The organism is Erythrobacter litoralis HTCC2594 (assembly GCF_000013005.1).
Lineage (GTDB): Bacteria > Pseudomonadota > Alphaproteobacteria > Sphingomonadales > Sphingomonadaceae > Parerythrobacter > Parerythrobacter litoralis_A.
Genome location: NC_007722.1, coordinates 2,615,171 through 2,639,381 on the forward strand (window position 1 = coordinate 2,615,171; position 24,211 = coordinate 2,639,381).

Here is a 24,211-nt window from a genome sequence, read left to right on the forward strand (position 1 = left end):
GCTGCACTATTCACCCTTGTGGCGCGAGTCGCAAGAGGTGTGATGGTGGATCGGTCTTCAGGCCGCGAGTTCGGCGATGAGCGCCTTTACCGAAGCCTCGGTCGCCTCCAGCGATTGTCCCGTATCGATGACATGGTCGGCGCGCTCGCGCTTTTCCGCATCGGGCACCTGCAGCGTGAGGATGTGTTCGAACTTCTCCGGCGTCATGCCGGGCCGGGCGAGCACCCGTTCACGCTGCGTTTCGGCGGGAGCAGACACCACCACGACCGCATCGACCGCAGCGTGCCCGCCCTTTTCGAACAGCAGCGGAATGTCGAAAACGACCATCGGTTTGTCGTGATGCTGCTCGAGGAACGCGGCGCGCTTGGCACCGACCGCGGGATGCACGATCGCCTCAAGGTTCGCCAGCAGCGTGGCATCGGCGAAAACCTGCGCGCCCAGGGCCTCGCGGTCGACGCCTTCAGGCCCGGTCGAACCGGGGAAGGCGGCTTCGATGGCGGGCAGCAGTTCGCCGCCCGGCCCCTGCATCGCGCGCACTTCGGCATCGGCATCGAAAACGGGCACGCCGGCACGCTCGAACATATCGGCGACGGTCGACTTGCCCATTCCGATCGAACCGGTGAGCCCGATAATCTTGGGTCGATTCATGCGAGAAGCCTTTCGCGCAGCTCTTGGTCAAAGTCGCGCGGCGGGGCGGCGTCGAAGAACAGCTCGAATGCCTCCGCCGCCTGACCGATCAGCATGGCGAGGCCGTCGATCGTGCGAAATCCCGCCGCGCGCGCCTGCTCCAGCAGCACGGTGTCGATGGGATCGGTCACAATGTCATAGACGATCGATCCGGGCGGTGCGTGCGAGATCGCAAAAGCGAGCGGCGGCTGTCCCGCCATGCCGAGCGGCGAGGCGTTGACGACGAGATCGAGACATTGCTCGCGGTCGTCGAAGGCGAAGTCGGTTGCTTCGGCAAAATGCGATAGCGGCGGGTTGAAATGTTCGGTGGGGCCGCCGAGCTCCTCCAGCAGGCGCGCTGCCTTTTCCGGATCGCGACCGGCCAGCACGATCGTGAAGCCTTCCCCGGCAAGCCCGGCGACGATCGCGCGCGCCGCCCCGCCGGTGCCGATGACCCTCGTCATGCGGAACAGGTGGTGCCCCGACAGCTCGTCTCGCAGTGGCTCGAGGAATCCTACGACATCGGTATTGTATCCGGTCAGCACGCCATCATCGCTGCGCACCACGGTATTCACCGCGCCGATCTTCTCGGCCGTCGGATCGAGCCGGTCGAGCAGCGGCAGAACCGCCTGCTTGTGCGGCATGGTGACGTTGCAGCCGCGCCAGTTGGCGTCGCCCTTCCGCTCGAACAGATATTGCGCCAGTGCCTCCGGCGCGACCGCTTGCGCACGATAATGGGCATCGAGCCCGAGCTGTGCGATCCAGAACATGTGGATCAACGGCGATTTGGACTGCGCGATCGGATCGCCGATGACTTCGGCGTAGGCCTGTCGTGAGCCTGTCGAAGGGGGCATACTCATGCCTGTAGGACGCCGCGCTCGCGCAGGGCTGCCATAACCTGCAACAACGGCATGCCGAGTACGGTAAACTGGTCGCCGATGATCTGCTCGAACAACTGCACCCCGCGCCCCTCGATCCGGAACACGCCGACGCAAGCGCCGACCTCCGGCCATTCGGCGTCGAGATAGCTTTCGATAGAGGCGTCGCTCAATTCGCGCACATGCAGGCTCGCCATGCTGTGGCCGATCCAGGTGATGCGGCAATCGGCGGCCAGCGCCGCGGCGCTGTGGAGCTGCATGATTCTACCCGAAAAGAACCGCAGGTGCTCGGCCGCCTGCTCGCGGCTTTCGGGCTTGTCGAAACGACGCCCGTCGACTTCGACCAGGCTGTCGCTGCCCAGCACCAACCGGTGGCAATCGCGCTCGGACACCGCAAAGGCCTTCGCCGCAGCGAGCGCCTGCGCCACTTCGGCGGCGGCGGAATCGGCCATCTCGGCCTCGAGCGCGCGCTCGTCGATATCGGCGCCTTGCGCTTCGTATGCGATCCCCGCCGCGTCCAGCATGGCGCGGCGCGAGGCGCTGTTGGAGGCCAGGACCAGCGGCATCATATCGGCTTCTCCCCGGGCTTGACCCGCGCATGGCGTTCGTTGTGCAAACGGATCACAGCGGCGGCGGTTTCCTCGATCGAGCGCCGCGTCACGTCGATCACCGGCCAGTTGTTGTCCGAAAACAGCCGCCGCGCGAATTTGACCTCTTCGGTCACCCGGTCCTTTTCGACATAGGATGTCTCGGCCTGCTCGTTGAGAGTCAGCAGGCGGTTGCGGCGGATCTGCACCAGCCGCTCGGGCGCGGTGGTCAGCCCGACCACCATCGGGTTTTTCAGCTCGTAGAGCGCCGGCGGCGGCGGGCTTTCCATGACCAGCGGAATATTGGCGACCTTGTACCCGCGATTGGCAAGATAGATGCTGGTGGGCGTTTTCGAAGATCGCGACACGCCGGCCAGCACGATATCGGCTTCCTCCCAGTTCTCCCAGCCGACCCCGTCGTCATGCGCGATGGTGAACTGGATCGCTTCGACGCGCTTGAAATAGGCCTCGTCCATCTTGTGCTGGCGACCGGGCCTGCCGTGCGCTTCCTGGCCGAGCTGCACTTCGAGCGCGGCAGTCACTTCGTCGAGCGCGTCGACGGCCGGCAGCGACAGGCGACGACAATGATCGCGCAGCGCCCGGCGCGTTTCGGCATTGACCAGCGTGAACAGCACCAGGCCGGGATTGTTGCTCAGTTCCGGCACGATGCGCTCGAGATGCTGGCGCGAGCGGACCATCGGCCAGAAATGCCGCACCACGTCGGCATTCTCGAACTGCGCCAGCGCCGCCTTGGCGATCATTTCCAGCGTCTCGCCGGTGGAGTCCGAGAGCAGGTGCAGGTGGATGCGTTTCATGCGCTCCACGCCCTATCGGCGCCTGTGGAGAAAGCCCAGCATAAACCACGGGAGGAAACCGCGGACAGGCTGGGGACACGATTCCATGCCCGCTACCAGCCGATTCGGGCCTGCGGATACCAACACAAGGCGCGGCTTTTGGACAGGCTGGGGAAAGGCGGGATAAGAATCCTTTGACTCCCGTTTCATGCAGAGTCGCACACGATGATGGGACTGGCATCGACGGGAGAATTCGGGCAGGCGCCGCTTGTGCCCGCTTTCCACAGGGCCAACAGACTCCATCATCTCTTTATAAATACTATTTATTGATTGGATTCTTTCCCGATGCCCGGTCTTCTTCTCGACACGCTGAACAGAACGCGAAGCGATCGCGTGCCGCTGTGGCTCATGCGCCAGGCCGGGCGTTACCTGCCGGAATATCGCGAGCTGCGGGCGCGGAAGGGCGGCTTTCTCGAGCTGGTCTATGACAGCGAAGCGGCCCGCGAAGTCACGCTGCAGCCGATCCGCCGCTTCGGCTTCGACGGGGCGATCCTGTTTTCCGATATCCTGATCGTGCCTCATGCGCTGGGCCAGAAGCTCGAATTCCTGGCCGGTGAAGGTCCGCATCTCTCGCCGCGGCTGGCCGATGCCGAGCTGGAGGCACTCAGCACGGTCCCTGAGCGTCTGGATGCGATCTACGAGACGGTGCGCCAGGTCCGTGCGGCCCTCGATCCCGAGACCACTTTGCTGGGCTTTGCAGGCAGCCCCTGGACCGTCGCGACCTACATGGTGGCGGGCGAGGGCAGCCGCGACCAGCAGGCTGCGCGTTCGATGGCCTATACCGATCCGGGCAAATTGCAGGCGATCGTCGATGCGATCATCGACCTCACCGTCGAGTATCTTGTCGGCCAGATCGATGCCGGAGCCGAGGCCGTGCAGCTGTTCGACAGCTGGGCTGGGAGCCTCGCCCCCGACCAGTTCGAGCGCTGGGTGATCGCGCCCAATGCCGCAATCGTGCGCCGCCTGAAGGAAGCGCGGCCCGATGCGCTGGTGATCGGCTTTCCCAAGGGGGCAGGGGCCAAGCTCTCGGCTTATGCCGCCGGGACCGGCGTCGATGCCATCGCGCTCGACGAGACGATCGATCCGGCCTGGGCGCATACGGTATTGCCCGATGGCATGCCGGTGCAGGGCAATCTCGATCCGCTCCAGATCCTTGCCGGCGGCGATGCCATGGTCGAGCGGACTAAGGCTATCCTCGGCGCGCTGGCCGACCGGCCGCATGTCTTCAATCTGGGTCACGGGATCGACAAGCACACGCCCATCGGACACGTCGAACGGCTGGTGGATACAGTTCGCAATTGGCAGCGCTGACCGCGCTCGCTAGGTGGGGCCCATGCAGGAATTCCTTTCGATGACCTATTACTGGCTCAAGGCCGGGCACATCATCTTCATGATCTTCTGGATGGCAGGCCTGTTCATCCTGCCGCGGCAGATGGTCTATATGCATGCCTCTACCGCGGGCTCCGATGAAGAGGCGCTGTGGGCCGAGCGGACGCAAACGCTGTCGAAAGTCATCCTGATCCCCAGCATCGTCCTGGTCTGGGTGCTCGGCCTTGCCCTGGCGTTCACCATCGGCGCCTGGACGCAGGGCTGGTTTCACGCCAAGCTGCTGCTGGTCCTGCTGCTGAGCGGCTATCACGGCTGGATGAGCGCCAGTGCCAAGAAAATGGCGCGCGGCGAGCGGCCGATTCCGGAAAAGCGCCTGCGGATGCTCAACGAAGTGCCCGCCATCGTCGCGATCCTCACGGTCATCCTCGTGATCGTCAAACCGTTCTGATTCCGGCAACGAGCCGCACAATCGCCGATTGACGCTCGCCCGGCGCGCGCCTATTTCAACGTCCTTCTGGCCACGCCTGCGCGTCCATAGCGTTGGCATTAGCATCGTAAAGCTTTCCCCAAGCCTGTCCTGAGCCCAGTCGAAGGACCCGATGAGACCGGCCGGCTATTTTCCAATTCCTTCCATTTCTGGAAACGACGAATGCATCTCAGAGATCTCAAAGAGAAAACCCCGGCCGAGCTTGTCTCGATGGCCGAAGAACTGGGCGTCGAAGGCGCCAGCACCATGCGCCGGCAGGACTTGCTGTTCAGCATCCTGCGCGAGCTTGCAGAGGACGAAGAATACGAAGAACAGATCATGGGTATCGGCACCATCGAGGTGCTGCAGGACGGCTTCGGCTTCCTGCGTTCGCCCGAGGCGAACTATCTGGCCGGGCCGGACGATATCTATGTTTCCCCCAACCAGATCCGCAAATGGGGCCTGCGTACCGGTGACACCGTCGAAGGTGAAATCCGCGCGCCCAACGAGGGCGAACGCTATTTCGCGCTGACCAGCCTGAAAACGGTCAATTTCGATGAGCCGGATGCCGTGCGCCGCCGGACCAATTTCGATAACCTCACGCCGCTCTATCCGGACCAGAAGCTGTCGCTCGATACGCTCGACCCGACGGTGAAGGACAAGTCGGCCCGCGTGATCGACATCATTTCACCGCAGGGCAAGGGCCAGCGCGCGTTGATCGTCGCCCCGCCGCGTACGGGTAAGACCGTACTGCTGCAGAATATCGCCAAGGCGATTACCGACAATCACCCTGAAGTCTTCCTGCTGGTTCTGCTCGTCGACGAGCGGCCCGAGGAAGTCACCGACATGCAGCGCAGCGTAAAGGGCGAAGTCATTTCCTCGACCTTCGACGAGCCGGCCAACCGCCACGTCCAGGTCGCCGAGATGGTGATCGAGAAGGCCAAGCGCCTCGTCGAGCACAAGCACGATGTCGTCATCCTGCTCGATTCGATCACGCGCCTCGGCCGTGCCTACAACACCGTGGTGCCGAGCTCGGGCAAGGTCCTGACCGGCGGTGTCGATGCCAATGCGCTCCAGCGCCCGAAGCGCTTCTTCGGTGCCGCGCGTAACATCGAGGAAGGCGGCTCGCTCTCGATCATCGCCACCGCGCTGATCGATACCGGCAGTCGCATGGACGAGGTTATCTTCGAGGAATTCAAGGGCACGGGTAACAGCGAAATCGTGCTCGACCGCAAGGTCGCCGACAAGCGCATCTTCCCAGCATTGGATGTCGGCAAGTCCGGCACCCGCAAGGAAGAGCTGCTGGTCGAGAAGGACAAGCTCTCCAAGATGTGGGTCCTGCGCCGTATCCTCATGCAGATGGGCACGATCGACGCCATGGAATTCTTGCTCGACAAGATGAAGGATTCCAAGACCAACGAAGACTTCTTCGAGACGATGAACCAGTAATCCGGGAACCAGCAAGGTGTCCGAACCCGCACCCCGCCGCATCGCTATTACGGGTGCGCCGGGGGCGGGAAAGTCCACTCTGCTGCACGCGCTCGGGGATCGCGGCTGGCTGGTCGTGCCCGAGGCTGCGCGCACCATTTTGCAGCGACCGGGCGGAATGGAGCTGCGCGCTGATGATCCAGACGGCTTCGCCATGGCGATGCTGGAGATGGACCGCGCGGCGTTCGAGGCAGTCCAGCCCGGTCAGACGGTCATCTTCGATCGCGGTTTCTGCGATATCGTCGCGTTCCTGCGGATCGAGGGGCGGGCGGCGATGCCTGAAGTCGATGCGGCGTGCCGGAAATTGCGATTCGACTGCGTGCTGCGAGCGCCTGCGTGGAAAGACATCTATCGGCAGGACGCCGAACGCATCCAGACTTGGGAGCAGGCGGTCGAAAGCGATCGGCAGAATTTACAGGCGTGGCGCGACTATGGCTACGTGCCGGTGGATTTGCCTTTGGCCGATGTCGAGGAAAGGGTGCGCGCGGTCGAAGCCCTGCTGAACCGCTAGGCTTCTGCGCCAAGCGAAATCGCTTCATGTTGCATATTTTTCACGCTAGCTGAGCGCAATGACTACGATCGCGGTCTCCGATCTCGGGCGCATTGCCTCGCACCTGGTGCTCGACCAGTTGCGCGAAGGGATCATCGTCACCGACGCCGCCGGATCGATCGAATATGTCAATGACGCCGCGCGCGCAATGCACGGGGTGGCCGAGCTCGATGTCGAGCCGGAAAACTATGCGGACTGCTACCACCTCTTCACGCTGGACGGGAAACCACATCCGTTCAAGGACTTGCCGCTGTCTCGGGCAGTCGGCGGCGAAACCGTGACCGATGCACAATGGCTGATCAAGCGCCCCGATGGCAGCACGGTCCACGCGGTCGGCTCGGCCAAGCCGTTGGTCGGCGAAGACGGTGTGCAGATCGGTGCGGTTCTCACTATCCGCGACGAAAGCGAAAAATATGCCGCCCGTGCCGAGTTGCGCGAAAGTGAGGAAACCGTCCGCGCATTTTTCGAAACTGCGGGGATCTACACCGCCGTGGTCGATATCGAGGATGATGATTTTGCGCTGGTGATGGGCAATGCCCGTATGGCTGCGGCTTTCGGCATCGACGAATTGCGCGGACAATCGGCGCGCGAGGTGCTGGGCGAAGTGACGGTCGAGGCGATCCTTCCGCAATTGCGTGTAGCACAACAGGCCGAGGATCCGACCGTGATGGAATATCCCTGGACCGCTGATGGCAGCCATCGCTGGTTCGTGGCAACGATCACGCGCATGCGGGATTCGGACAAGCGCCTGTTTATCGCGTCGCTCGATATCACCGAGCGCAAGAACACCGAACGGGCGCTCGCCGCGGCGCTGGAGAGCAAGGATGTGCTGCTCCACGAGGTCAATCACCGGGTCAAGAACAGCCTGCAGATCATCACCTCGCTGCTGACGCTGCAATCGCGCACGGCGGACGAGCAACTGGCCGTGCCGCTGCGCGAAGCGATCGGGCGGGTCGAGACCGTCGCCCGGGTGCACGAGCGGCTCTACAGCACCAGCTCGCACGACCGGGTGGAGATTACCGGCTACCTCGAGGACCTGTTGACGCATGTAGTGGGTAGCCTGGGTGGCCGCGAAGGCGTGCAGTTCGTGTTCGAACACCGCGGCGGCGAGGTCGAGCTCAAGGTCGAGCATTCGGTCCCGTTGGCGCTGATCCTGGTCGAGATGGCGATGAATGCTGCCAAATATGCGTTTCCCGACGGCAGGAGCGGCACGGTGTCGGTGGCGATCGCAATCGATGCCGAAACGCTCGAGCTCACCGTTGGCGACGACGGTGTCGGGCTGAAGGAAGCGCCCGAGGCCGTCGGCAGCGGATTGGGCCAGCGAATCGTCCGCGCGCTGGCGGCGCAGCTCAACGCCGATACCGGCTATGTCGAGCGCGAATGCGGCACGCTGTTCCGTCTGTCGATGGCGCTGCCGCCGGATGCGCGACCGCAGTAGGTGACCGAAGGCGGCGTTCGCTGCGAAGCGCGCAGCGTCAAACCTTCTGCTTCTCCAGCATCGCGGCCATCTGCTCCCACACCTTGTTCACGGCCTTTAGCGGCCGGACCATGACCTTGAAATCGGTGATCATGCCGTCCTCGTCGAACGTCATCAGGTCGATACCGTTGACGTGGATGCCGTCCATCGTGGTGGTAAATTCCAGCAGAGCGTGATTGCCGTCGGCCATCTCTCGCACATATTGGAAATCGCCCTGGCCGAGCGTACCCGCTGCGGCCATCAGATAGGCGGTGACGATAGGGCGACCACGCTGCGGTGTGTGCACGACGGGTGAGTGGAAGACGCAATCCTCATGCAGCACCTGCTTCAGCCCCTCGGCGGAACCTTCGTGGTTCTCCATGTAATCGTGCCACTTGGCGAGTCCGGGATTGGTACTGGTCATGATACTCTCCTGAAACTGTCGGGGCGGGCGGCGGCCCAGTGATGCGCGATACGGGTGCTCGCCGGGTCCAGCTTGAGCGCGTCAGGCTCGATAAATGCATAAATCCGGTCGATCGCGTCGGAACGCGCGCCGTTCACCCTCTCGCGCATGTCGCGTGGCTCGATCTCCCACGGCGATTGCAGGCCCATGGCGATGGTGATCTCGCGCAACGAGCGCAGCGTCTCGCGCTGGAAGCGGGCGACTCGCGGCGCCTTGTCCTCCACGACCAGCCCGCGCTGCCGCCATGCGACCTGAGTCGCGACGCCGGTCGGACAATGCCCGGTGTGGCACTCCATCGATTGCACGCATCCGAGCGCGAACATGAAAGGCCGCGCGGCATTGCAGCAATCGGCGCCGATGGCGAAGGCCTTGGCCATGCCGGCACCCGAATGGATTTTGCCCGAGGCGGCGATCTTCACGCGGTCCTTGAAACCGGTGCCGACGAGCATGTTGCGGACCCAGACCTGCCCTTCGCGCAGCGGCATTCCGACGCTGTTGGACAGTTCCAGCGGAGCAGCGCCCGTGCCGCCCTCCGCGCCGTCGACGGTAATGAAATCCGGATGCAGGCCGGTCTCCAGCATGGCCTTGCCGATCGCCATGATCTCGTGCGGCTGGCCGACGCACAGCTTGATGCCGACGGGCTTGCCGCCGGACAGTTCGCGCAATTCGGTCAGCCATTCGAGCATTTCGATCGGCGTGGCGAAGGTCGAATGCGCGGCGGGTGAATTGACCGTCTCCCCCACCGGCACTCCGCGCGCCTCGGCGATTTCCCTGGTGACTTTCTCGCCCGGCAACACCCCGCCATGGCCCGGCTTGGCGCCCTGGCTGAGCTTGACCTCGATCATCTTGACTTGGTCGCTCGCGGCGTTGTCTGCGAACTGCGCGGCATCGAAACCGCCGTCCTTCGCACGGCATCCGAAATAGCCGCTGCCCAGTTCCCAGATCAGGTCGCCGCCATGCATGCGGTGATAGCGGCTGATGCTGCCTTCGCCGGTATTGTGCGCGAAATTGCCCTGCGCCGCCCCGGCATTGAGCGCTTCGATCGCGCGCGCCGAGAGCGAGCCGAAGCTCATGGCGGAGATATTCAGCAGCGAGGAGGAATAAGGCCGCTTGCAGGTGCTCTCACCGAACGTCAGCCGCCATTCCTCGGGCACGCTCTCGTCGGGCACGATGGAGTGGCTCATCCATTCGTATTCGTCCGAATAGACATCGAGCTCGGTGCCCATCGGATGCTTGTCGAGATCGCCCTTGGCCCGCGCATAGACCAGCGCCCGCGCCTGGTGGCTGAAGGGCCGCCCTTCGAGATCGCCTTCGACGAAGTAGGACTGCGCAAACGGGCGCAAATCCTCCATCAGCCAGCGAATCCGCGCGATCAGCGGATAGTTCCGCCGAAGCGTATGATGGGTCTGGAAAAAATCCCAAAGCGCGAGCAGCGTGAGCGGCCCCAGAATCACCAGCGCCCAGGGTAGCAGCAACCCCGCCAAGCCGCTCAGCGCCAGCAGCGCCAGCGGAATGACATAGCGCCAGTAGAGCGTCATGCGGCGTGCGCCCTACGCCAGGTGCTCGGCAAAGAAGCCATCGGTCCGCTCGTCCGCCAGTTTCGCACCCGCTTCATCGCGGCGTTTGCCGAACTCGGTCGCGAAGCCGTGGTCGAGGCCGGGATAATCGTGCAGCGTCACCTTGGGATGATCGTCGAGCCCGTCATGCATCGCCTTCTGCGCATCCTTGTCGACAAAGCCGTCCTCGGTCGGGATATGCAGCATCAGCGGGTTGGCGATGGCGTGCGCTTCATTGAGCATGTCGGGCACGCCCACGGCATAATATCCGACGGTGGCATCGCTGTCGGTGCGGGCGGCGGTCATGTAGGCGAGCTTGCCGCCGAGGCAGTAGCCGACTGCACCCACCTTTTTGCCGCCGGTTTCCGCGCGCGCCCACTTGATCGTCGATTCGATGTCCCGCACGCCCCCGTCGGGATCGAATTTCCCCATGTAATCAAGCGCTTGCTGGAATTCCGGTTCGATGTCCGGATCGAGTTCGATATTTTCCTTCAGCCGCCAGAACAGGTCGGGCGCCACCGCGAGATAGCCTTGCTCGGCCAGCAGATCGCATTTGCGGCGGATACCGGCATTCACGCCGAAAATTTCCTGGATCACGACGATGGCTGCCTTGGGCTCACCCTCGGGGCGGGCGACATAGGCCGAGAAGTCGTGGTCGCCGTAATGCGAGGGGATGGTGACTTGCGCGGTCATGGGGTCTCTCCTGCGTCTTTATGAATTTCTGTTGTGCCGATTGCGCGCTAGGGCCTATCGCTTGCGGGCGGGGGAATGCAAACCCAAATGCGCCCGAACTACGCAAGGCGCGGCACACAGCACCGAGGGAGGACACGCCATGAAGGTCAATATCGAGATCGACTGCACGCCGGAGGAGGCGCGGACCTTCATGGGCCTGCCCGACGTAAGCAAGGCCAACGACGTCTATGTCGAGAACATGACCAAGGCGATGAAGAGCGTTTCCAGCCCCGACCAGCTGCAGGAACTGGCCAAGACCATGGCCCCGATGGGGCAGGTCGGGCTCAAGCTGTTCCAGAACTTCGTCGAAGGCAGTCTGGCCGCCGGCGGCATGCGGGCCGCAGGTTCGTCGAAGAAGTCCAAGGACTGAACGCCCCACCTGTTTCACGTGGAAACGATCTTCGCCCTCTCGAGCGGCGCGCCGCCCGCGGCGATCGGCGTGATACGGATCAGCGGGACCGAAGCGCGGGGTGCGCTGGAGGCTTTGGCAGGCAGCGTGCCGGACGCGCGCAAGGCTGCGCTGCGGCGGTTGCGCGACGGCGAGGGAAAGACGCTCGACGATGCGCTGGTGCTGTGGCTGCCGGGGCCGGACAACGCGACCGGCGAGGATTGCGTCGAGCTTCACTGCCACGGGGGCAGGGCGGTGATCGCTGCAATCGAGCGTACACTCGGCACCATGCCGGGATTGCGCCGTGCCGAGCCCGGGGAATTCACGCGTCGCGCTTTTGCCAATGGCCGGATCGATCTGGCCGAGGCGGAGGGGCTGGCCGACCTGCTGTTCGCCGAAACCGAGCTGCAGCGGCAAGTGCTGCAGGCATCGGCGGGCGGACGGCTGTCCGAGCTGGTCGGTGGGTGGCGCGAGCGGGTGCTGGCGCTGTCGGCGCAGGTTGAAAGTGCGCTCGATTTCTCCGACGAGGACGACGTCGACGAGCTTGCACCCGCCTTCTACACCGATGTTTCCACACTGGCGGACGAACTTGGCGAATGGCTCGAGCGCCCGCAGGTCGAACGGCTCCGCGACGGAGTACGCGTGGTGTTCGCCGGTCCGCCTAACGCCGGCAAGTCGACGCTTTTCAATGCATTGCTGCAGAGCGAAGCGGCGATCGTCTCGCCGATCGCCGGTACGACCCGCGACGTGCTAGAACGCCCGGTTGCGTTTGGCGGCACCCCCTTCACCCTGATCGACACCGCCGGTCTGCACGAAGGTGGCGATGACAGTATTGAAAGGATCGGCATCGACCGCGCGCGTGCGGCTTTGCGCGATGCCGATATCGTGCTGTGGCTCGGGCCCGAAGGCGAAGGGCCCGACAATGCGTGGGAGATCGACGCGCAGAGCGATATCGACGAACGCACCGCCAAATCCGCGCCACGGCTACGATTGTCGGCGAAGACAGGGGAGGGGATCGATGCGCTCGTTCGCGACCTGCGCGATGCCGCGCGCGACCTGCTTCCCAGGCCCGGCGACGTGGCGGTCAATGCGCGGCAGCACGCTCTGCTGTCCGAAGCGGCTGGCGAACTCGCGGAAATCACGCGCGGGCAGGACTTGCTGATCACAGCCGAGCACCTCCGCACCGCTCGCAGCGCCTTCGACCGCTTCACCGGCCGCGCGACCACCGAAGATATGCTCGATGCGCTTTTCGGCCGCTTCTGCATCGGAAAATAGCCTGTTCCACGTGAAACACCCGCTGCAAATGGGGTAGCGAGCGGGAGCGCTACATTGTATGGGCCGCGCCATGCACGATTTCGACATCCTTGTGGTCGGCGGCGGACACGCCGGCGTCGAGGCGGCCTGCGCGGCGGCACGGATGGGCGTGCGCACCGCGCTGGTGAGCTTCGACCCGGCCAGGATTGGCGCGATGAGTTGCAATCCGGCGATCGGCGGGCTGGGCAAAGGGCATCTGGTACGCGAGGTTGATGCGTTCGACGGTGTGATCGCCCGCGCGGCCGATGCGGCGGCGATTCATTACCGCATGCTCAACCGTTCGAAGGGCAGCGCCGTGTGGGGTCCGCGCGTACAGGCGGATCGCAAGCTCTTCCATGCTGCGGTCCAGGCCATCGTCGCGACGCAGGAGAACCTGACTGTCGTCCCGGGCGAGGTCGCGGCGCTCCGCTTCGAAGGCGCGAGGGTGACGGGGATCGAGCTGGCGGATGGCACTGCGCTGTCTGGGCAGGCAGTGATCCTGTGCACCGGCACCTTTCTCGGCGGAAAGCTCTATCGCGGCGAAGAGATCATGGTCGGCGGGCGGATCGGCGAGGATTCTGCCTCGCGCCTGGCCGAACAGATGTATGGGCTGGAGCTGCCGATGGCGCGGCTCAAGACCGGGACACCGCCGCGGCTCGACGGGCGAACGATCGACTGGGCAGCACTGGAAGAACAGCCTTCCGACGGCGAGGACTGGACGCTGTCGGCGCTGACGCCCGCGCGGAGCAACCCCGAAATCTTCTGCGGTATCACGCGCACCAATGCGCGAGCGCACGACATTATCCGCGCCAATCTCAACCGTTCTCCGCTGTTTTCGGGCGCGATCGACGCGCAGGGGCCGCGCTATTGCCCCTCGATCGAGGACAAGATCCACCGGTTCGGCGATCGGGACGGGCACCAGGTGTTCCTCGAGCCCGAAGGTCTCGACACCCACCTGGTCTATCCCAACGGCATCAGCACCTCGCTGCCGGTCGATGTGCAACTCGGCATGTTGCGAGCCATGGACGGGTTGTTTCACGTGGAACTGGTCGAGCCGGGCTATGCGGTCGAATACGACCATATAGAGCCGCGTGCGCTGACCTCGGGCCTGCGGCTCAAGGATGTCGAGGGCCTCTATTGCGCCGGACAGATCAATGGCACCACCGGTTACGAGGAGGCGGCGGCGCAGGGATTGATCGCGGGCCTGAATGCGGCTTGCGTGGTGCTCGACCGCGAAGCACCCGCGCTCGACCGGGCGACCAGCTACATGGCGGTGATGGTCGACGATCTTACGTTGCACGGGGTCAGCGAGCCCTATCGCATGCTCACCGCCCGGGCCGAGTATCGCCTGCGCCTGCGCGCCAACAATGCGACCGCGCGCCTTACGCCCCTGGCGATTGAGCTGGGGTGTGTCGGTGGCGAGCGTGCCGAATGGTTTGCGCGGCGCGAAGAAAAGCGCGCACGTCTCGATGCGGCGCTCGATAGTCAGGCCAGCGCCAAACAGATGCAGGATCTCGGCCTGCCGGTGAAGAGCGACTCCGGCAAGATGGCGCTGCGCGAGTGGCTCCGCTTCCCGACCATCGACTTCCCCGATCTTGCGCCCCTGGTTCCGGAAGTGGACACAGGGACCGAGTTGGCGGCCGAACTGGCCGAGGACGCCGCCTATGCGCCCTATCTCGCGCGGCAGGATGCCGAATTGCGCGAGTTGAAGGCCAACGAAGCGATTACCCTGGCTGCGGATTTCCCATTTGCCGAAGTGCCTGGCCTGTCCAGCGAGATGGTCGAGCGCCTGACGGCGGCGCGGCCGGAAACGCTCGCAGCGGCCGGGCGCGTGCCGGGCGTTACGCCAGCAGCCCTGGCGGCTGTCCTCGTCCATACGCGCAAACGGGGCAGGGCCGCCGCGTGATCGCAACCGAAGAGCAGGCGCGCGCATTCGTGGCGGAGCGGTGCGATGCGGCAGGGATGGAGCGTATCGAGGCACTGGTTGCGGCGCTGAGAAGCGAGAACGAGCGGCAAAACCTTGTCTCCAAGGGTTCGCTCGGCGAGGTCTGGCAGCGCCACATCGCGGACAGCGCGCAATTGCTCGATCATGTTTCACGTGAAACAGGGCTCTGGCTCGATCTGGGGTCGGGCGCGGGCTTTCCGGGGCTCGTTGTCGCCGCGATGCAGCCAGAAAAGCCGGTTTTGCTCGTCGAATCACGGCGGAAGCGCGTCGAATGGCTCACGGACATGGTTAAAGCGTTGAAACTGGAAAATTGCGACGTCGCCGGGATGCGCCTAGAACTGCTTGAGGCGCGCGAAGCCGGTGTCATTTCGGCACGGGCCTTCGCTCCGCTCGAAAAGCTCCTCCGCTTGTCCGCAAGGTTTTCCACCGACACCACCACATGGGTCTTGCCCAAGGGGCGCTCCGCCGCGCAGGAATTGCAGGGCGTGAGTCGCAAGTGGCAGAAATTGTTTCACGTGGAACAGTCCGTTACGAGCGAAGAAGCGGCCATTCTGGTCGGGCGAGGGAGAGCGAAGACATGATCCGCATAGCAATCGCCAACCAGAAGGGCGGGGTCGGCAAGACCACCACCGCGATCAATATCGCCACCGCGATGGCCGCCGCAGGCTGGAAAACCTTGCTGATCGATCTCGATCCGCAGGGCAATGCCTCCACCGGCATGGGGATCGACGCCGAAGACCGCGAAAATTCGAGCTACGACCTGCTCGTCGACCAATACCCGCTCGCCGACTGTATTTCGCCAACCAGCATCCCCGGTCTCGACATCGTCCCCGCTACGCAGGATCTCAGCGGGGCCGAGGTCGAACTCGTTTCCGTCGACGATCGCACTGACCGCCTGCGCAGCGCCTTGGCGGGCCATACCGATCATCAAATCTGTTTCATCGACTGCCCGCCCTCGCTCGGGCTGCTGACGCTCAACGCGCTCGGTGCCGCCGATACGCTGCTCGTGCCGTTGCAATGCGAGTTTTTTGCGCTCGAAGGGCTGAGCCAACTCCTGCAGACCGTCGAGCGGGTACAACAGCGCTTCAACCCCGATCTCGGCATAATCGGTGTCGCACTGACCATGTTCGACCGCCGCAACCGCCTGACCGACCAGGTCGCCGACGATGTCCGCGATTGCTTGGGCGATCTTGTGTTCCAGGCAGTCATCCCGCGCAACGTCCGCCTGTCCGAAGCGCCGAGCCACGGGCTGCCTGCGCTGGTGTACGACCATTCCTGCGCCGGGAGCCGCGCATATATGGCCCTGGCCCGCGAATTGATCGGTCGCCTGCCCGAGGAGAGGAAAGCCGCATGAGCAAAGGTGCGAGCAAGAAATCGAGCAATTCCATGGATTTGAGCGCCATGGGCAAATCGACCGACAAAAAGAAGAAGCTCGGTCGCGGCTTGGGTGCGCTGATGGGCGAAATGCGCCGCGAAGAACCGCTTGTGCAGCCTGCGAGCGACGACAAAGACGGCTCCGGCGCGCCGCAACCCGCGGTGCCGCCGAATGGCGGGCTCGGGACCATCCCCGTATCCTCGATTTCGCCGCTGCCCGGCCAGCCGCGCTCTCATTTCGACGAAGCCGCGCTCGATGAACTTGCCGCATCGATCGCGGCGCGCGGCGTCATCCAGCCGATCATCGTCCGCCCGGACGGCGAGGGGCGTTACCAGCTGGTGGCCGGCGAGCGTCGCTGGCGTGCAGCGCAGAAGGCGCGATTGCACCAGATTCCCGCCATCGTCCGCGACCTCGACCAGCGCGAAGTCATGGCACTGGCGCTGATCGAGAACATCCAGCGCGAAGACCTGAACCCGATCGAGGAAGCGCGCGCCTACCATCGCCTGTCGGAAGATGAGGGGATGAGCCAGGCCGAGATCGCCAAGCTGGTCGATAAGTCGCGCAGCCACGTCGCCAACCTGCAGCGCCTGCTGGCCCTGCCGGATGAGGTGATCGCAATGGTAGAGAGCGGCGATCTTTCGATGGGCCATGCCCGCGCGCTGATCGGTTACGAAAATGCCGTCGGCCTCGCGCGCGAGGCCGTTTCGAACAAAATGTCGGTGCGCGACGTCGAGAAGCGCGTCCGCGGAGAGACTGCGCCGTCAAAGGACAGAAAGTCCGGGCCTTCAAGCGATCCGGTGAAGAATGCCGATATCGCCGCGGTCCAGAACCACCTCGAGGAATTTCTCGGCCTGCCGGTCAAGATCAAGACCGACCGGGATCCGCGCTCCGGCGCGGTTACCATTCGATACCGTACGCTAGACCAGCTCGATCTCATCTGCCAGCGTCTGACCGGCGGCGACATTTGAACGCGTTTTCAGTGACTTAGAGTGTATATAAGCTGAGGGCCAAAGTTGCGCGGCGCAACTTTGGCCCCGAAGACCTCGTCGTCGCCCGAGGGCGAAGGCGCTTACTTACCCTTGATATACTTCGTCCGCTTGACCGGCTTCTGCTTGATGTAGCGAACCTTTTTCTCGGCCGGTTTGTGGTAGTGCTTCTTGTGGGTGACGGTTTCTTCGACCCACTCCTCTGTCACGATCTCGCGCACCACCGGCACATAGCCTCCATGATGAACGACGACCGTCGTGACGGGTGCGACGACATAGCCGCCCGACCATCCCGAGCCGTGGCTCCAGCTCTGTCCCCATTGGCCACCCCAGCCGTGGCCGGGATAGCCCGGGTAATAGCCGCCCGGATAGTAACCGCCATTGGCGATGCCGTCTTCGTATCGCTCCAGCCAATCCTTGCAGTTGCGCTTGTCCGGGTCGCCCTGCGCCAGCGCGACCGCAGATCCAATCGCGAGGCCGGCGAGCCCACCGACTCCGGCCCCTATCAGCGCGCCGCCGAGCCGTTCGCTGCTCGCAACGCGGTTACCGATCACCCCGCCTGCAGCGGCACCCAGCAGGCCCCCGATTGTCGCGCCACGATCGCCGCGGCGGCGGCGTTCACGCACGTAGGCGCGGCATTCGTCGAGCCAGGCGCCCCGATCGAAGACCGGCGGCATCGGCGGATATCCCGGATGATGCGGCGCGGCGGCCATCGGCCGGTGCTGCATTGGCGGATGCACCACCGGCTGCGGCGGATGCATGACGCCTGCCGGTCCATGCGTTGCAACGGGTGCGGGATGCGAATATTGGACTTCGTATCCGACCTCGTAATCGGTTTCGGGCGCGCCGAAGGTTTCCCGATATTCGGACTGGGCGGGCACCGACTGCACCACCGGGTCGCTGACGAAGACCGTCTGCTGCTCGCCTTCCGGCAGCGGCTGGGCGTATTCGTACACCCGCTGCTCGTAGCTCATTTCCTGAGCGGCGAGCCCCGGTGTGGCGGCAATCATGGCGCCGGCAGCGACACCGCCTGCGGCCAGATAGCGGAACGACAATGCGGATCGTGCACTCGGCATGGGTAACTCCCTCTCGCAAGCCCTGAATGCGCAGGAGCGCGCGAGTCAGGGGCGTTAACAGAAAAGTTACCATCGAAAGGCGCAGAGTCACGAGGCTGGCGCTCGCTGTCCCGTTTCGGGTCGATTCAGATCCGGCCGGCGATCCGCCGCGCGAGCTCTTCGATACCTTCGGCATCGGCACGCGCAAACCGTGCCTTGGTGGGCGCATCGAGATCGATCACGGCGACGACCGTATCGTCCCGCACGACCGGAACCACCAGTTCCGACTGGCTAGCTGCATCGCAGGCGATATGTCCGGGGAAAGCGTGAACATCCTCGACCAGCTGCGTCTCGCCGGAGGATGCGGCTGCACCGCATACGCCCTGGCCGATCGGGATGCGGATACAGGCGGGGCGCCCGACGAAGGGCCCCAGCACCAATTCACCGTCCACAACCCGGTAGAACCCGGCCCAGTTCAGGTCCGGGATGAATTCCCACATCAGCGCGGCCAGATTGGCCATGTTGGCAACGCCATCGCCTTCCCCTGCGGTGAGGGCGTCGGCGGCATCGACCAATTGGCGATAGCGCTCTTCGGCGGGCAACGTTTCATCGGGGGCGAAGTCGAACATGCAGGGTGATTTAGCCGCTCGCACCCGCCACACAAGCGCCCGGGCGAGCAAAATCGTTGCCGCGCTGTGATAGCGTGACTATCTCCTGTTGCATGAGCACCTTCCGCAAAATCCTTATCGCCCTGCTGGTCTTTTTCATCGTCCTCGGTCTGCTGGGGTTCTGGCTGACCAGGGGCGACACTGCCGATCTTTCCGTCGAGGCGGTCAGCGGCACCGATCCGACGCTGGCGGAAGCCGAGGAAGAAGCCTTCCCGACCGTGCAGATCGCCAAGCCTGTCGGTTGGGCAGAAGGCGAAGTGCCGACAGCGGCCGAGGGCCTCGAAGTGGTGCGCTTTGCCGAGGGTCTCGATCATCCGCGCGTGCTCCATCGCCTGCCGAACGGCGATGTCCTCGTCACGCTGACCCGCGCGCCGAAGGGCGATGGCGGAGGAGATGGCGGCATCATGGCGAGCATCCGCAATTTCGTCGCCGGCCTGCTGTTCGAACGGGCAGGGGCCGCGGGCGAATCGCCCAACGAGCTGGTGCTGCTGCGCGACGCGGATGGCGACGGGGTGGCCGAGATCAGGCAGACGCTCACCGACGACCTCGATTCGCCCTCGGGCATCGCGTGGTCCGACGGAACGCTTTATATCGCCAATCACGATGCGGTCCTCGCGTTCCCTTACGAGCTCGGCGCCTCCACGCTGACTGGCGACCCGCGCAAGCTGATGGACCTGCCGCCGGGCGGCGGGCACTGGATGCGCAATATCGAGCTCAATCCGGATGGCACCAAACTCTACATCGCGGTCGGTTCGGTCTCGAATATCGGCGAGCAGGGTATGGAGGTCGAACAGGGCCGGGCCATGATCTGGGAATACGATCTCGAGACCGACACCCCGCGCCAGTTCGCGCTCGGCCTGCGCAATCCCAACGGGCTCGACTGGAACCCGATGTCCGGTGAGCTGTGGACCACCGTCAACGAGCGCGACATGCTGGGCTCGGATCTGGTGCCGGACTACCTGACCAATGTTCCCGTCGGCGCGCAGTACGGCTGGCCCTGGGTATACTGGAAGGACAATATCGACACCCGCGTCGATGCGCCGCGTCCTGCCTTTCTCGTCGAATATACCCGCCGTCCGGAATACGCGATGGGGCCGCACGTGGCGGCGTTGGGACTAGTCTTTACGGCGGACGGTCACCGCGTGGGCGAAGCTTTCTCGCGCGGTGCCTTCGTGGCACGGCACGGCTCATGGAACCGCAAGCCGCCTTCGGGTTACGACGTCGTCTATGTCGCTTTCGACGAGCGCGGCAATCCGCAGGGCAAGCCGATCCCGGTGCTGACCGACTTCCTCAAAGAAGACGGCACTACGCGCGGCCGCCCGACCTGGGTCGAATGGGCCGGCGATGGCTCGCTGCTGGTGAGCGACGACACCGCAGGCATTATTTGGCGCGTGGTGGCACCGGGCGCCGAGCCGGGCACGGCACCGGCGCGCTTCCGCAGCGAGAGCCTGCGGCCCCAGACCGAACTCCGTGGCGATCCGCGCGCGAGCTTCGGCGAGGACTTCGCGCGCGAAAGCAATCCGAACGTCAACTAGGTACTAAAGGGATTTTCCGGCACGCCCGGCCAGTTCGGTGACGAACTGCCGAGCCGTGCGCCCCGACCGCGCACCGCGCTGGCGCGCCCATGTGAGCGCGTCTTCGGGCGCATACTGCAGCCCGAGCGGTGCCGCGTAAGAGTCGACCATGGCAAGATAGTCGTCTTGCGACGCCGTGTGAAAACCGATCGCCAGTCCGAACCGATCAGCGAGCGCCATAGCATCGTCGAGCTCGTCGCTTTCATGCATGGCATCGGCGGTGTCGGCCCGCTCGACAAGCGCGCGGCGGTTTGCCGTCACGGCCAGCCGGACATTGTCGGGCCGCGGCTCGATTCCCCCTTCGAGGAAGCTGCGCAGGCGCCTGAGAGCCGCACTTTCGTCCGCGCCGAAGCCGAGATCGTCGACGAGGATCAGGAAGCGGCGGTCGAGATTGGCGATCTGTGCGAACAATGCCGGGAGCGTGTCGAGCCGATCGACAGGTACCTGGACCAGCGCGAGCGGTAGCCCTTCCGCCTGCTTCTCGACGGTTGCAGCCCGAACCAGCGCGGACTTGCCCATTCCGCGCGCGCCCCACAGCAGCATGTCGTGCGCTGCCGCGCCTTTAGCATGGCGCGCAATGGTTTCCGCGACTGCAGCCTTCTGTCGGTCGATGCCGCGCAATTGATCGAAACCAGGCGCATCGATCATTGCGATAGGCCGTCCGCTCGCGCCGTCCCACGCATAGGCCGGATGGGCGAGCCAGTTGGTGTCCGACGGCGCAGGCGCAATCCGCTCCAGGGCATCGGCAATTCGTGCCAGCGGGTCGCCCTGGTCCGCCATCCCTAGCGCTGCCTCAGGCGATCAGTTTGTCGGCAGGGAGTGCGTAGAGCGAATCCGACCCGGCAATGGCTGACGCCTTGAGGCCGCTCGCTTCTGGCACGATGCGGTCGAGGAAGAAGCGGGCAGTGACCGGCTTGGTTTCTGCCAGGGCAGGGGATGCTCCTGCTGCGACGGCGCGCAATTGTTGCAGCATCTGCCAGCCAGCGACAGCGACAGCGCACATGGTGGTGAAGGGGACGCTTCCGGCCAGTCGATCATCAAGGCTCGCTTCCTCGCGCATCCAACGTGCGATGGCGGCACAATCGCCGGCAAGCGCGAACAGCTTGGGCTCATCGGCGGCGTCACGCGCGATGTCTTCGAGCAGGCCGATGAGGGCCTGCCCGTCTTCCAGCCCGAGCTTGCGGGTCACGAGGTCCGCGGCCTGGATGCCGTTGGTGCCTTCGTAGATCGGCGCGATGCGCGCGTCGCGATAGTGCTGCGCCGCGCCGGTTTCCTCTACGAAACCCATGCCGCCATGCACCTGGACGCCGATAGAGGCTATTTCGATGCCTATATCGGTGCCCCAGGCCTTTATCATCGGGGTGAGGATTTCGCCGCGAGCCTTGGCGGCCTCATCGCCGATTGTGCCTCGGTCGACTTGGCCTGCCGTGTAATAGAGCAGCGCCCGCGCGCCTTCGGTCAGCGCCTTCATGCGCAGCAGCATCCGGCGGACATCGGGGTGTTCGAGGATCGCCACCGGCGATTTGTCGGGCGATCCGGCGCGGGCCGACTGGATGCGGTCTCTGGCATAATGCAGCGCCTGCTGCGTCGCGCGCTCGCCGATCTGCACTCCTTGGTTGCCGACATTGATCCGCGCGTTGTTCATCATCGTAAACATCGCCACGAGACCGCGATTCTCCGCGCCGACCAGCTCGCCGATGCATTCGTCATTGTCGCCATAGCTCATGACGCAAGTGGGCGAGGCGTGGATGCCGAGCTTATGCTCGAGACTGACGGGACGCAGGTCGTTGCGCGGGCCCAGCGAGGCGTCGTCGTGCACGTGATATTTGGGCACGAGGAAAAGCGAGATGCCGCGGCTTCCCTCCGGCGCGTCGGGCGTTCGCGCAAGGACGAGGTGGATGATGTTCTTCGCCAGCTCGTGATCGCCCCAGGTGATGTAGATCTTCTGCCCCCGGACACGGTATTTGCCCGCATGCTCGCCTTCGGTGATCGGCACGGCGGTAGACCGCAATGCCCCGACATCGCTTCCCGCCTGCGGCTCGGTGAGGTTCATCGTTCCCGACCATTCGCCGCTGACCAGCTTGGGCAGGTATCTGGACTGCTGCGCCTCGCTGCCGTGATGCTCGATCGCTTCGATCGCGCCGACCGAGAGCATCGGAAGCAGGTTGAACGCCATATTCGCGGTGCCGAGGTTCTCCAGCACGTTGCAGGCGAGCGTGAACGGCAGGCCCTGGCCACCGAATTCCGCGGGCGAGGCGATCGCGTTCCAGCCCTGCTCGACATATTGGTCATAGGCTTCGGCAAAGCCGTTGGGCAGACGCACGACGCCGTTCTCCAGCTTGGCACCTTCGAGGTCGCCGACGCGATTCAGCGGGGCGAATTCGCCGGCAGCGAACTGGCCGACCCCTTCGACGATGGCTTCGACCATGTCGGGCTCGGCGGCGGCGAAGCGTTCGCTCTTGGCCAGCTCCGCGATGCCCGCATTGACGCGGATCGATAGCAATTGGTCCTGAGTGGCGGGCGTATAGGGTGTCACGGCGCGGAAAGTCCTCTTGGCTTAGCTGGGTATCAGATATAGCGCTCGGGGATGCGCGACAAGAACGCTACGGAAGTGCTGCGGGGCGACCGCCATGGCGTGGCGCAGGCTGCACGTATCATCAACGCGGGCGGCCTAGTCGCCGTTCCGACCGAAACCGTTTACGGCCTCGCCGCACGCGCGGACGATCCGGACGCGGTGGCCGCCATCTATGCTGCCAAGGGGCGCCCCAGTTTCAATCCGTTGATCGTGCACGTCCTCGATCCGGCAGCTGCCGGTCGGCTGGTCGAGATGGACGACAAGGCGCAGGCTCTGGCGGGGCGCTTTTGGCCCGGGCCGTTAACGATGGTCCTGCCGCTTCGCGATGCTGCGGATGTTGCCGGCGCCGTGACGGCAGGCCTGCCCACGCTCGCCGTTCGTGTACCGGCGCACCCGCTCATGCGCGAGCTACTGACTCTGGCCGAAGCGCCGCTTGCCGCGCCATCCGCCAATGTCAGCGAAAGCGTCAGCCCGACATCGCCTGGCCATGTCCTGAAGACGCTGGACGGCCGGATCGACGCCGTGCTCGACGGGGGCGAATGCATTGCCGGATTGGAATCCACGATCGTCGCTCTGCGCGGCGATGGTGCGTGGTCTTTGCTGCGACCCGGACCGATTGCCAAAGAAGCCTTGATCGAGGCGCTCGGTGCCGAGCCCTCCGGCACAACGGAGGGCGTCGAGGCGCCCGGTCAATTGGCGCGGCACTACTCGCCGGGCAAGCCCGTGAGACTGGGCGCTGTCGAGGCTGCCGAGGACGAATTCCTCCTCGGCTTCGGAAACACCGCAGGAGACTGGTCGCTATCCGACAGCGGCGATCCGGCCGAAGCAGCGGCGCGACTTTACGCGGGCCTGCATCGCGGGGCGGAGAGCGACAAAGCGCGGATTGCCGTCGCGCCGATCCCCGACGAAGGGCTGGGCGCAGCCATCAACGACCGGCTCCGCCGCGCCGCAGCCTGATTATTCGTCGGGTTCGACCGGTACACTCGGGAGCAGATCGCGAATCTCGTCATAAGTTGCGCGCGCATCGGCGCAGGCCTCGCGATCGCCTTCGGCGCACTCGGCGCGCTCCTTGTCGTAACGCCGTTCGAGCTTGCCGAGCCGCTCTTCGCGCCTGCGGATTTCGCGGCCGCGCTTCTCGTCGGCTTCCGACTGGCTGGTGGTGGCGAGATCGACGCCCATGCTGGCGGCTTTGACGGGCAGTGTCGCCACATCGACCGCTGCACCGACAGCGCTGGCGGCGAGGCATCCGGACAGGGAGAAACCGGCAGCTGCCAGGGCGATCAGGGGGAGGGGGCGCATGAACGGCTCCTTGTTGCAGGGGGTTCCT

Annotated in this window: 25 protein-coding genes; 13 read left to right on the top strand and 12 right to left on the bottom strand. The window is 64.6% G+C overall.

The window, feature by feature from the left end; all coding sequences use genetic code 11:
- Positions 1–57: 57 nt before the first annotated feature.
- The 4 genes from coaE to EL2594_RS12785 are packed head-to-tail and all read right to left on the bottom strand — an operon-like array spanning position 58 to position 2,946.
- On the bottom strand, positions 58–648 hold the full coding sequence (gene coaE, locus EL2594_RS12770) for a dephospho-CoA kinase (protein ID WP_011415511.1): 591 nt from the start codon (positions 646–648) through the stop codon (positions 58–60).
- Positions 645–1,526 carry a shikimate dehydrogenase family protein gene (locus EL2594_RS12775; RefSeq protein WP_011415512.1) on the bottom strand — a complete coding sequence of 294 codons (882 nt, stop codon included), beginning with the start codon at positions 1,524–1,526 and terminating at the stop codon, positions 645–647. The genes coaE and EL2594_RS12775 overlap by 4 nt, the downstream gene beginning before the upstream one ends.
- Positions 1,523–2,113 (bottom strand): Maf family protein, encoded by a 591-nt coding sequence (locus EL2594_RS12780; RefSeq protein WP_011415513.1) that lies wholly within the window; start codon positions 2,111–2,113, stop codon positions 1,523–1,525. Before EL2594_RS12780 ends, EL2594_RS12775 begins: the two co-directional genes overlap by 4 nt.
- On the bottom strand, positions 2,110–2,946 hold the full coding sequence (locus EL2594_RS12785; RefSeq protein ID WP_011415514.1) for a pyruvate, water dikinase regulatory protein: 837 nt from the start codon (positions 2,944–2,946) through the stop codon (positions 2,110–2,112). Before EL2594_RS12785 ends, EL2594_RS12780 begins: the two co-directional genes overlap by 4 nt.
- 324 nt (positions 2,947–3,270) lie before the next feature.
- On the opposite strand from EL2594_RS12785, the gene hemE reads away from it, so the two are divergent.
- From hemE to EL2594_RS14975, 5 genes are all read left to right on the top strand, one after another.
- The gene (hemE, locus tag EL2594_RS12790) at positions 3,271–4,296 is read left to right on the top strand and encodes a uroporphyrinogen decarboxylase (protein WP_011415515.1); all 1,026 of its coding nucleotides are present in this window, start codon (positions 3,271–3,273) and stop codon (positions 4,294–4,296) included.
- Between the two features lie 22 nt (positions 4,297–4,318).
- Positions 4,319–4,762 (top strand): CopD family protein, encoded by a 444-nt coding sequence (locus EL2594_RS12795; protein ID WP_011415516.1) that lies wholly within the window; start codon positions 4,319–4,321, stop codon positions 4,760–4,762.
- A gap of 201 nt (positions 4,763–4,963) precedes the next feature.
- Entirely contained in the window at positions 4,964–6,229 is a 1,266-nt protein-coding gene (gene rho, locus EL2594_RS12800; protein WP_011415517.1) for a transcription termination factor Rho, read from the top strand.
- A gap of 16 nt (positions 6,230–6,245) precedes the next feature.
- Positions 6,246–6,779 (top strand): AAA family ATPase, encoded by a 534-nt coding sequence (locus tag EL2594_RS12805; protein ID WP_011415518.1) that lies wholly within the window; start codon positions 6,246–6,248, stop codon positions 6,777–6,779.
- Positions 6,780–6,837: 58 nt separating this feature from the next.
- Positions 6,838–8,256: a sensor histidine kinase gene (locus EL2594_RS14975; protein ID WP_011415519.1), complete on the top strand. Its 1,419-nt coding sequence runs from the start codon at positions 6,838–6,840 to the stop codon at positions 8,254–8,256.
- A gap of 37 nt (positions 8,257–8,293) precedes the next feature.
- Here EL2594_RS14975 and EL2594_RS12815 read toward each other — a convergent pair whose 3' ends face one another.
- Genes EL2594_RS12815 through EL2594_RS12825 form a run of 3 tightly spaced genes read right to left on the bottom strand, consistent with a single transcriptional unit; the run spans position 8,294 to position 10,986 of the window.
- Entirely contained in the window at positions 8,294–8,698 is a 405-nt protein-coding gene (locus tag EL2594_RS12815) for a nuclear transport factor 2 family protein (RefSeq protein WP_011415520.1), read from the bottom strand.
- Positions 8,695–10,275 (bottom strand): FMN-binding glutamate synthase family protein, encoded by a 1,581-nt coding sequence (locus EL2594_RS12820; protein WP_011415521.1) that lies wholly within the window; start codon positions 10,273–10,275, stop codon positions 8,695–8,697. Before EL2594_RS12820 ends, EL2594_RS12815 begins: the two co-directional genes overlap by 4 nt.
- Positions 10,276–10,287: 12 nt before the next feature.
- Positions 10,288–10,986 (bottom strand): dienelactone hydrolase family protein, encoded by a 699-nt coding sequence (locus EL2594_RS12825; RefSeq protein ID WP_011415522.1) that lies wholly within the window; start codon positions 10,984–10,986, stop codon positions 10,288–10,290.
- Between the two features lie 139 nt (positions 10,987–11,125).
- On the opposite strand from EL2594_RS12825, the gene EL2594_RS12830 reads away from it, so the two are divergent.
- The 6 genes from EL2594_RS12830 to EL2594_RS12855 all read left to right on the top strand — a co-directional run bounded on the left by EL2594_RS12830 (position 11,126) and on the right by EL2594_RS12855 (position 16,994).
- On the top strand, positions 11,126–11,395 hold the full coding sequence (locus EL2594_RS12830; protein WP_011415523.1) for a DUF6489 family protein: 270 nt from the start codon (positions 11,126–11,128) through the stop codon (positions 11,393–11,395).
- A gap of 18 nt (positions 11,396–11,413) precedes the next feature.
- A complete protein-coding gene (gene mnmE, locus EL2594_RS12835; protein ID WP_011415524.1) occupies positions 11,414–12,688 on the top strand; it encodes a tRNA uridine-5-carboxymethylaminomethyl(34) synthesis GTPase MnmE in 1,275 nt (424 codons plus the stop codon).
- A 70-nt stretch (positions 12,689–12,758) separates the two neighbouring features.
- On the top strand, positions 12,759–14,612 hold the full coding sequence (mnmG, locus tag EL2594_RS12840) for a tRNA uridine-5-carboxymethylaminomethyl(34) synthesis enzyme MnmG (RefSeq protein WP_041686082.1): 1,854 nt from the start codon (positions 12,759–12,761) through the stop codon (positions 14,610–14,612).
- On the top strand, positions 14,609–15,232 hold the full coding sequence (rsmG, locus tag EL2594_RS12845; RefSeq protein WP_011415526.1) for a 16S rRNA (guanine(527)-N(7))-methyltransferase RsmG: 624 nt from the start codon (positions 14,609–14,611) through the stop codon (positions 15,230–15,232). The genes mnmG and rsmG overlap by 4 nt, the downstream gene beginning before the upstream one ends.
- A complete protein-coding gene (locus EL2594_RS12850) occupies positions 15,229–16,005 on the top strand; it encodes a ParA family protein (protein ID WP_011415527.1) in 777 nt (258 codons plus the stop codon). Before rsmG ends, EL2594_RS12850 begins: the two co-directional genes overlap by 4 nt.
- A complete protein-coding gene (locus EL2594_RS12855; RefSeq protein WP_011415528.1) occupies positions 16,002–16,994 on the top strand; it encodes a ParB/RepB/Spo0J family partition protein in 993 nt (330 codons plus the stop codon). The genes EL2594_RS12850 and EL2594_RS12855 overlap by 4 nt, the downstream gene beginning before the upstream one ends.
- A 101-nt stretch (positions 16,995–17,095) precedes the next feature.
- Here the strand turns inward: EL2594_RS12855 and EL2594_RS12860 are convergent, their stop codons facing one another.
- Both EL2594_RS12860 and EL2594_RS12865 read right to left on the bottom strand, forming a co-directional pair.
- On the bottom strand, positions 17,096–18,088 hold the full coding sequence (locus EL2594_RS12860) for a hypothetical protein (protein ID WP_041685350.1): 993 nt from the start codon (positions 18,086–18,088) through the stop codon (positions 17,096–17,098).
- 125 nt (positions 18,089–18,213) lie between these two features.
- Positions 18,214–18,696, bottom strand: a complete 483-nt coding sequence (locus EL2594_RS12865) for a GAF domain-containing protein (protein ID WP_011415530.1) — start codon at positions 18,694–18,696, stop codon at positions 18,214–18,216.
- A gap of 92 nt (positions 18,697–18,788) precedes the next feature.
- On the opposite strand from EL2594_RS12865, the gene EL2594_RS12870 reads away from it, so the two are divergent.
- Entirely contained in the window at positions 18,789–20,270 is a 1,482-nt protein-coding gene (locus EL2594_RS12870) for a PQQ-dependent sugar dehydrogenase (RefSeq protein WP_011415531.1), read from the top strand.
- Between the two features lie 3 nt (positions 20,271–20,273).
- On the opposite strand, the gene EL2594_RS12875 is transcribed toward EL2594_RS12870, so the two are convergent.
- Both EL2594_RS12875 and EL2594_RS12880 read right to left on the bottom strand, forming a co-directional pair.
- Complete coding sequence (locus tag EL2594_RS12875) at positions 20,274–21,089, bottom strand: ATP-binding protein (protein WP_011415532.1); 816 nt, start codon at positions 21,087–21,089, stop codon at positions 20,274–20,276.
- A 13-nt stretch (positions 21,090–21,102) separates the two neighbouring features.
- Entirely contained in the window at positions 21,103–22,845 is a 1,743-nt protein-coding gene (locus EL2594_RS12880) for an acyl-CoA dehydrogenase (protein ID WP_041685352.1), read from the bottom strand.
- 51 nt (positions 22,846–22,896) lie between these two features.
- Between EL2594_RS12880 and EL2594_RS12885 the strand changes: the two genes are divergently transcribed.
- Entirely contained in the window at positions 22,897–23,841 is a 945-nt protein-coding gene (locus EL2594_RS12885; RefSeq protein WP_011415534.1) for an L-threonylcarbamoyladenylate synthase, read from the top strand.
- On the opposite strand, the gene EL2594_RS12890 is transcribed toward EL2594_RS12885, so the two are convergent.
- Positions 23,842–24,183, bottom strand: a complete 342-nt coding sequence (locus EL2594_RS12890; protein ID WP_011415535.1) for a hypothetical protein — start codon at positions 24,181–24,183, stop codon at positions 23,842–23,844. It lies immediately after the preceding gene.
- Positions 24,184–24,211 lie beyond the last annotated feature (28 nt).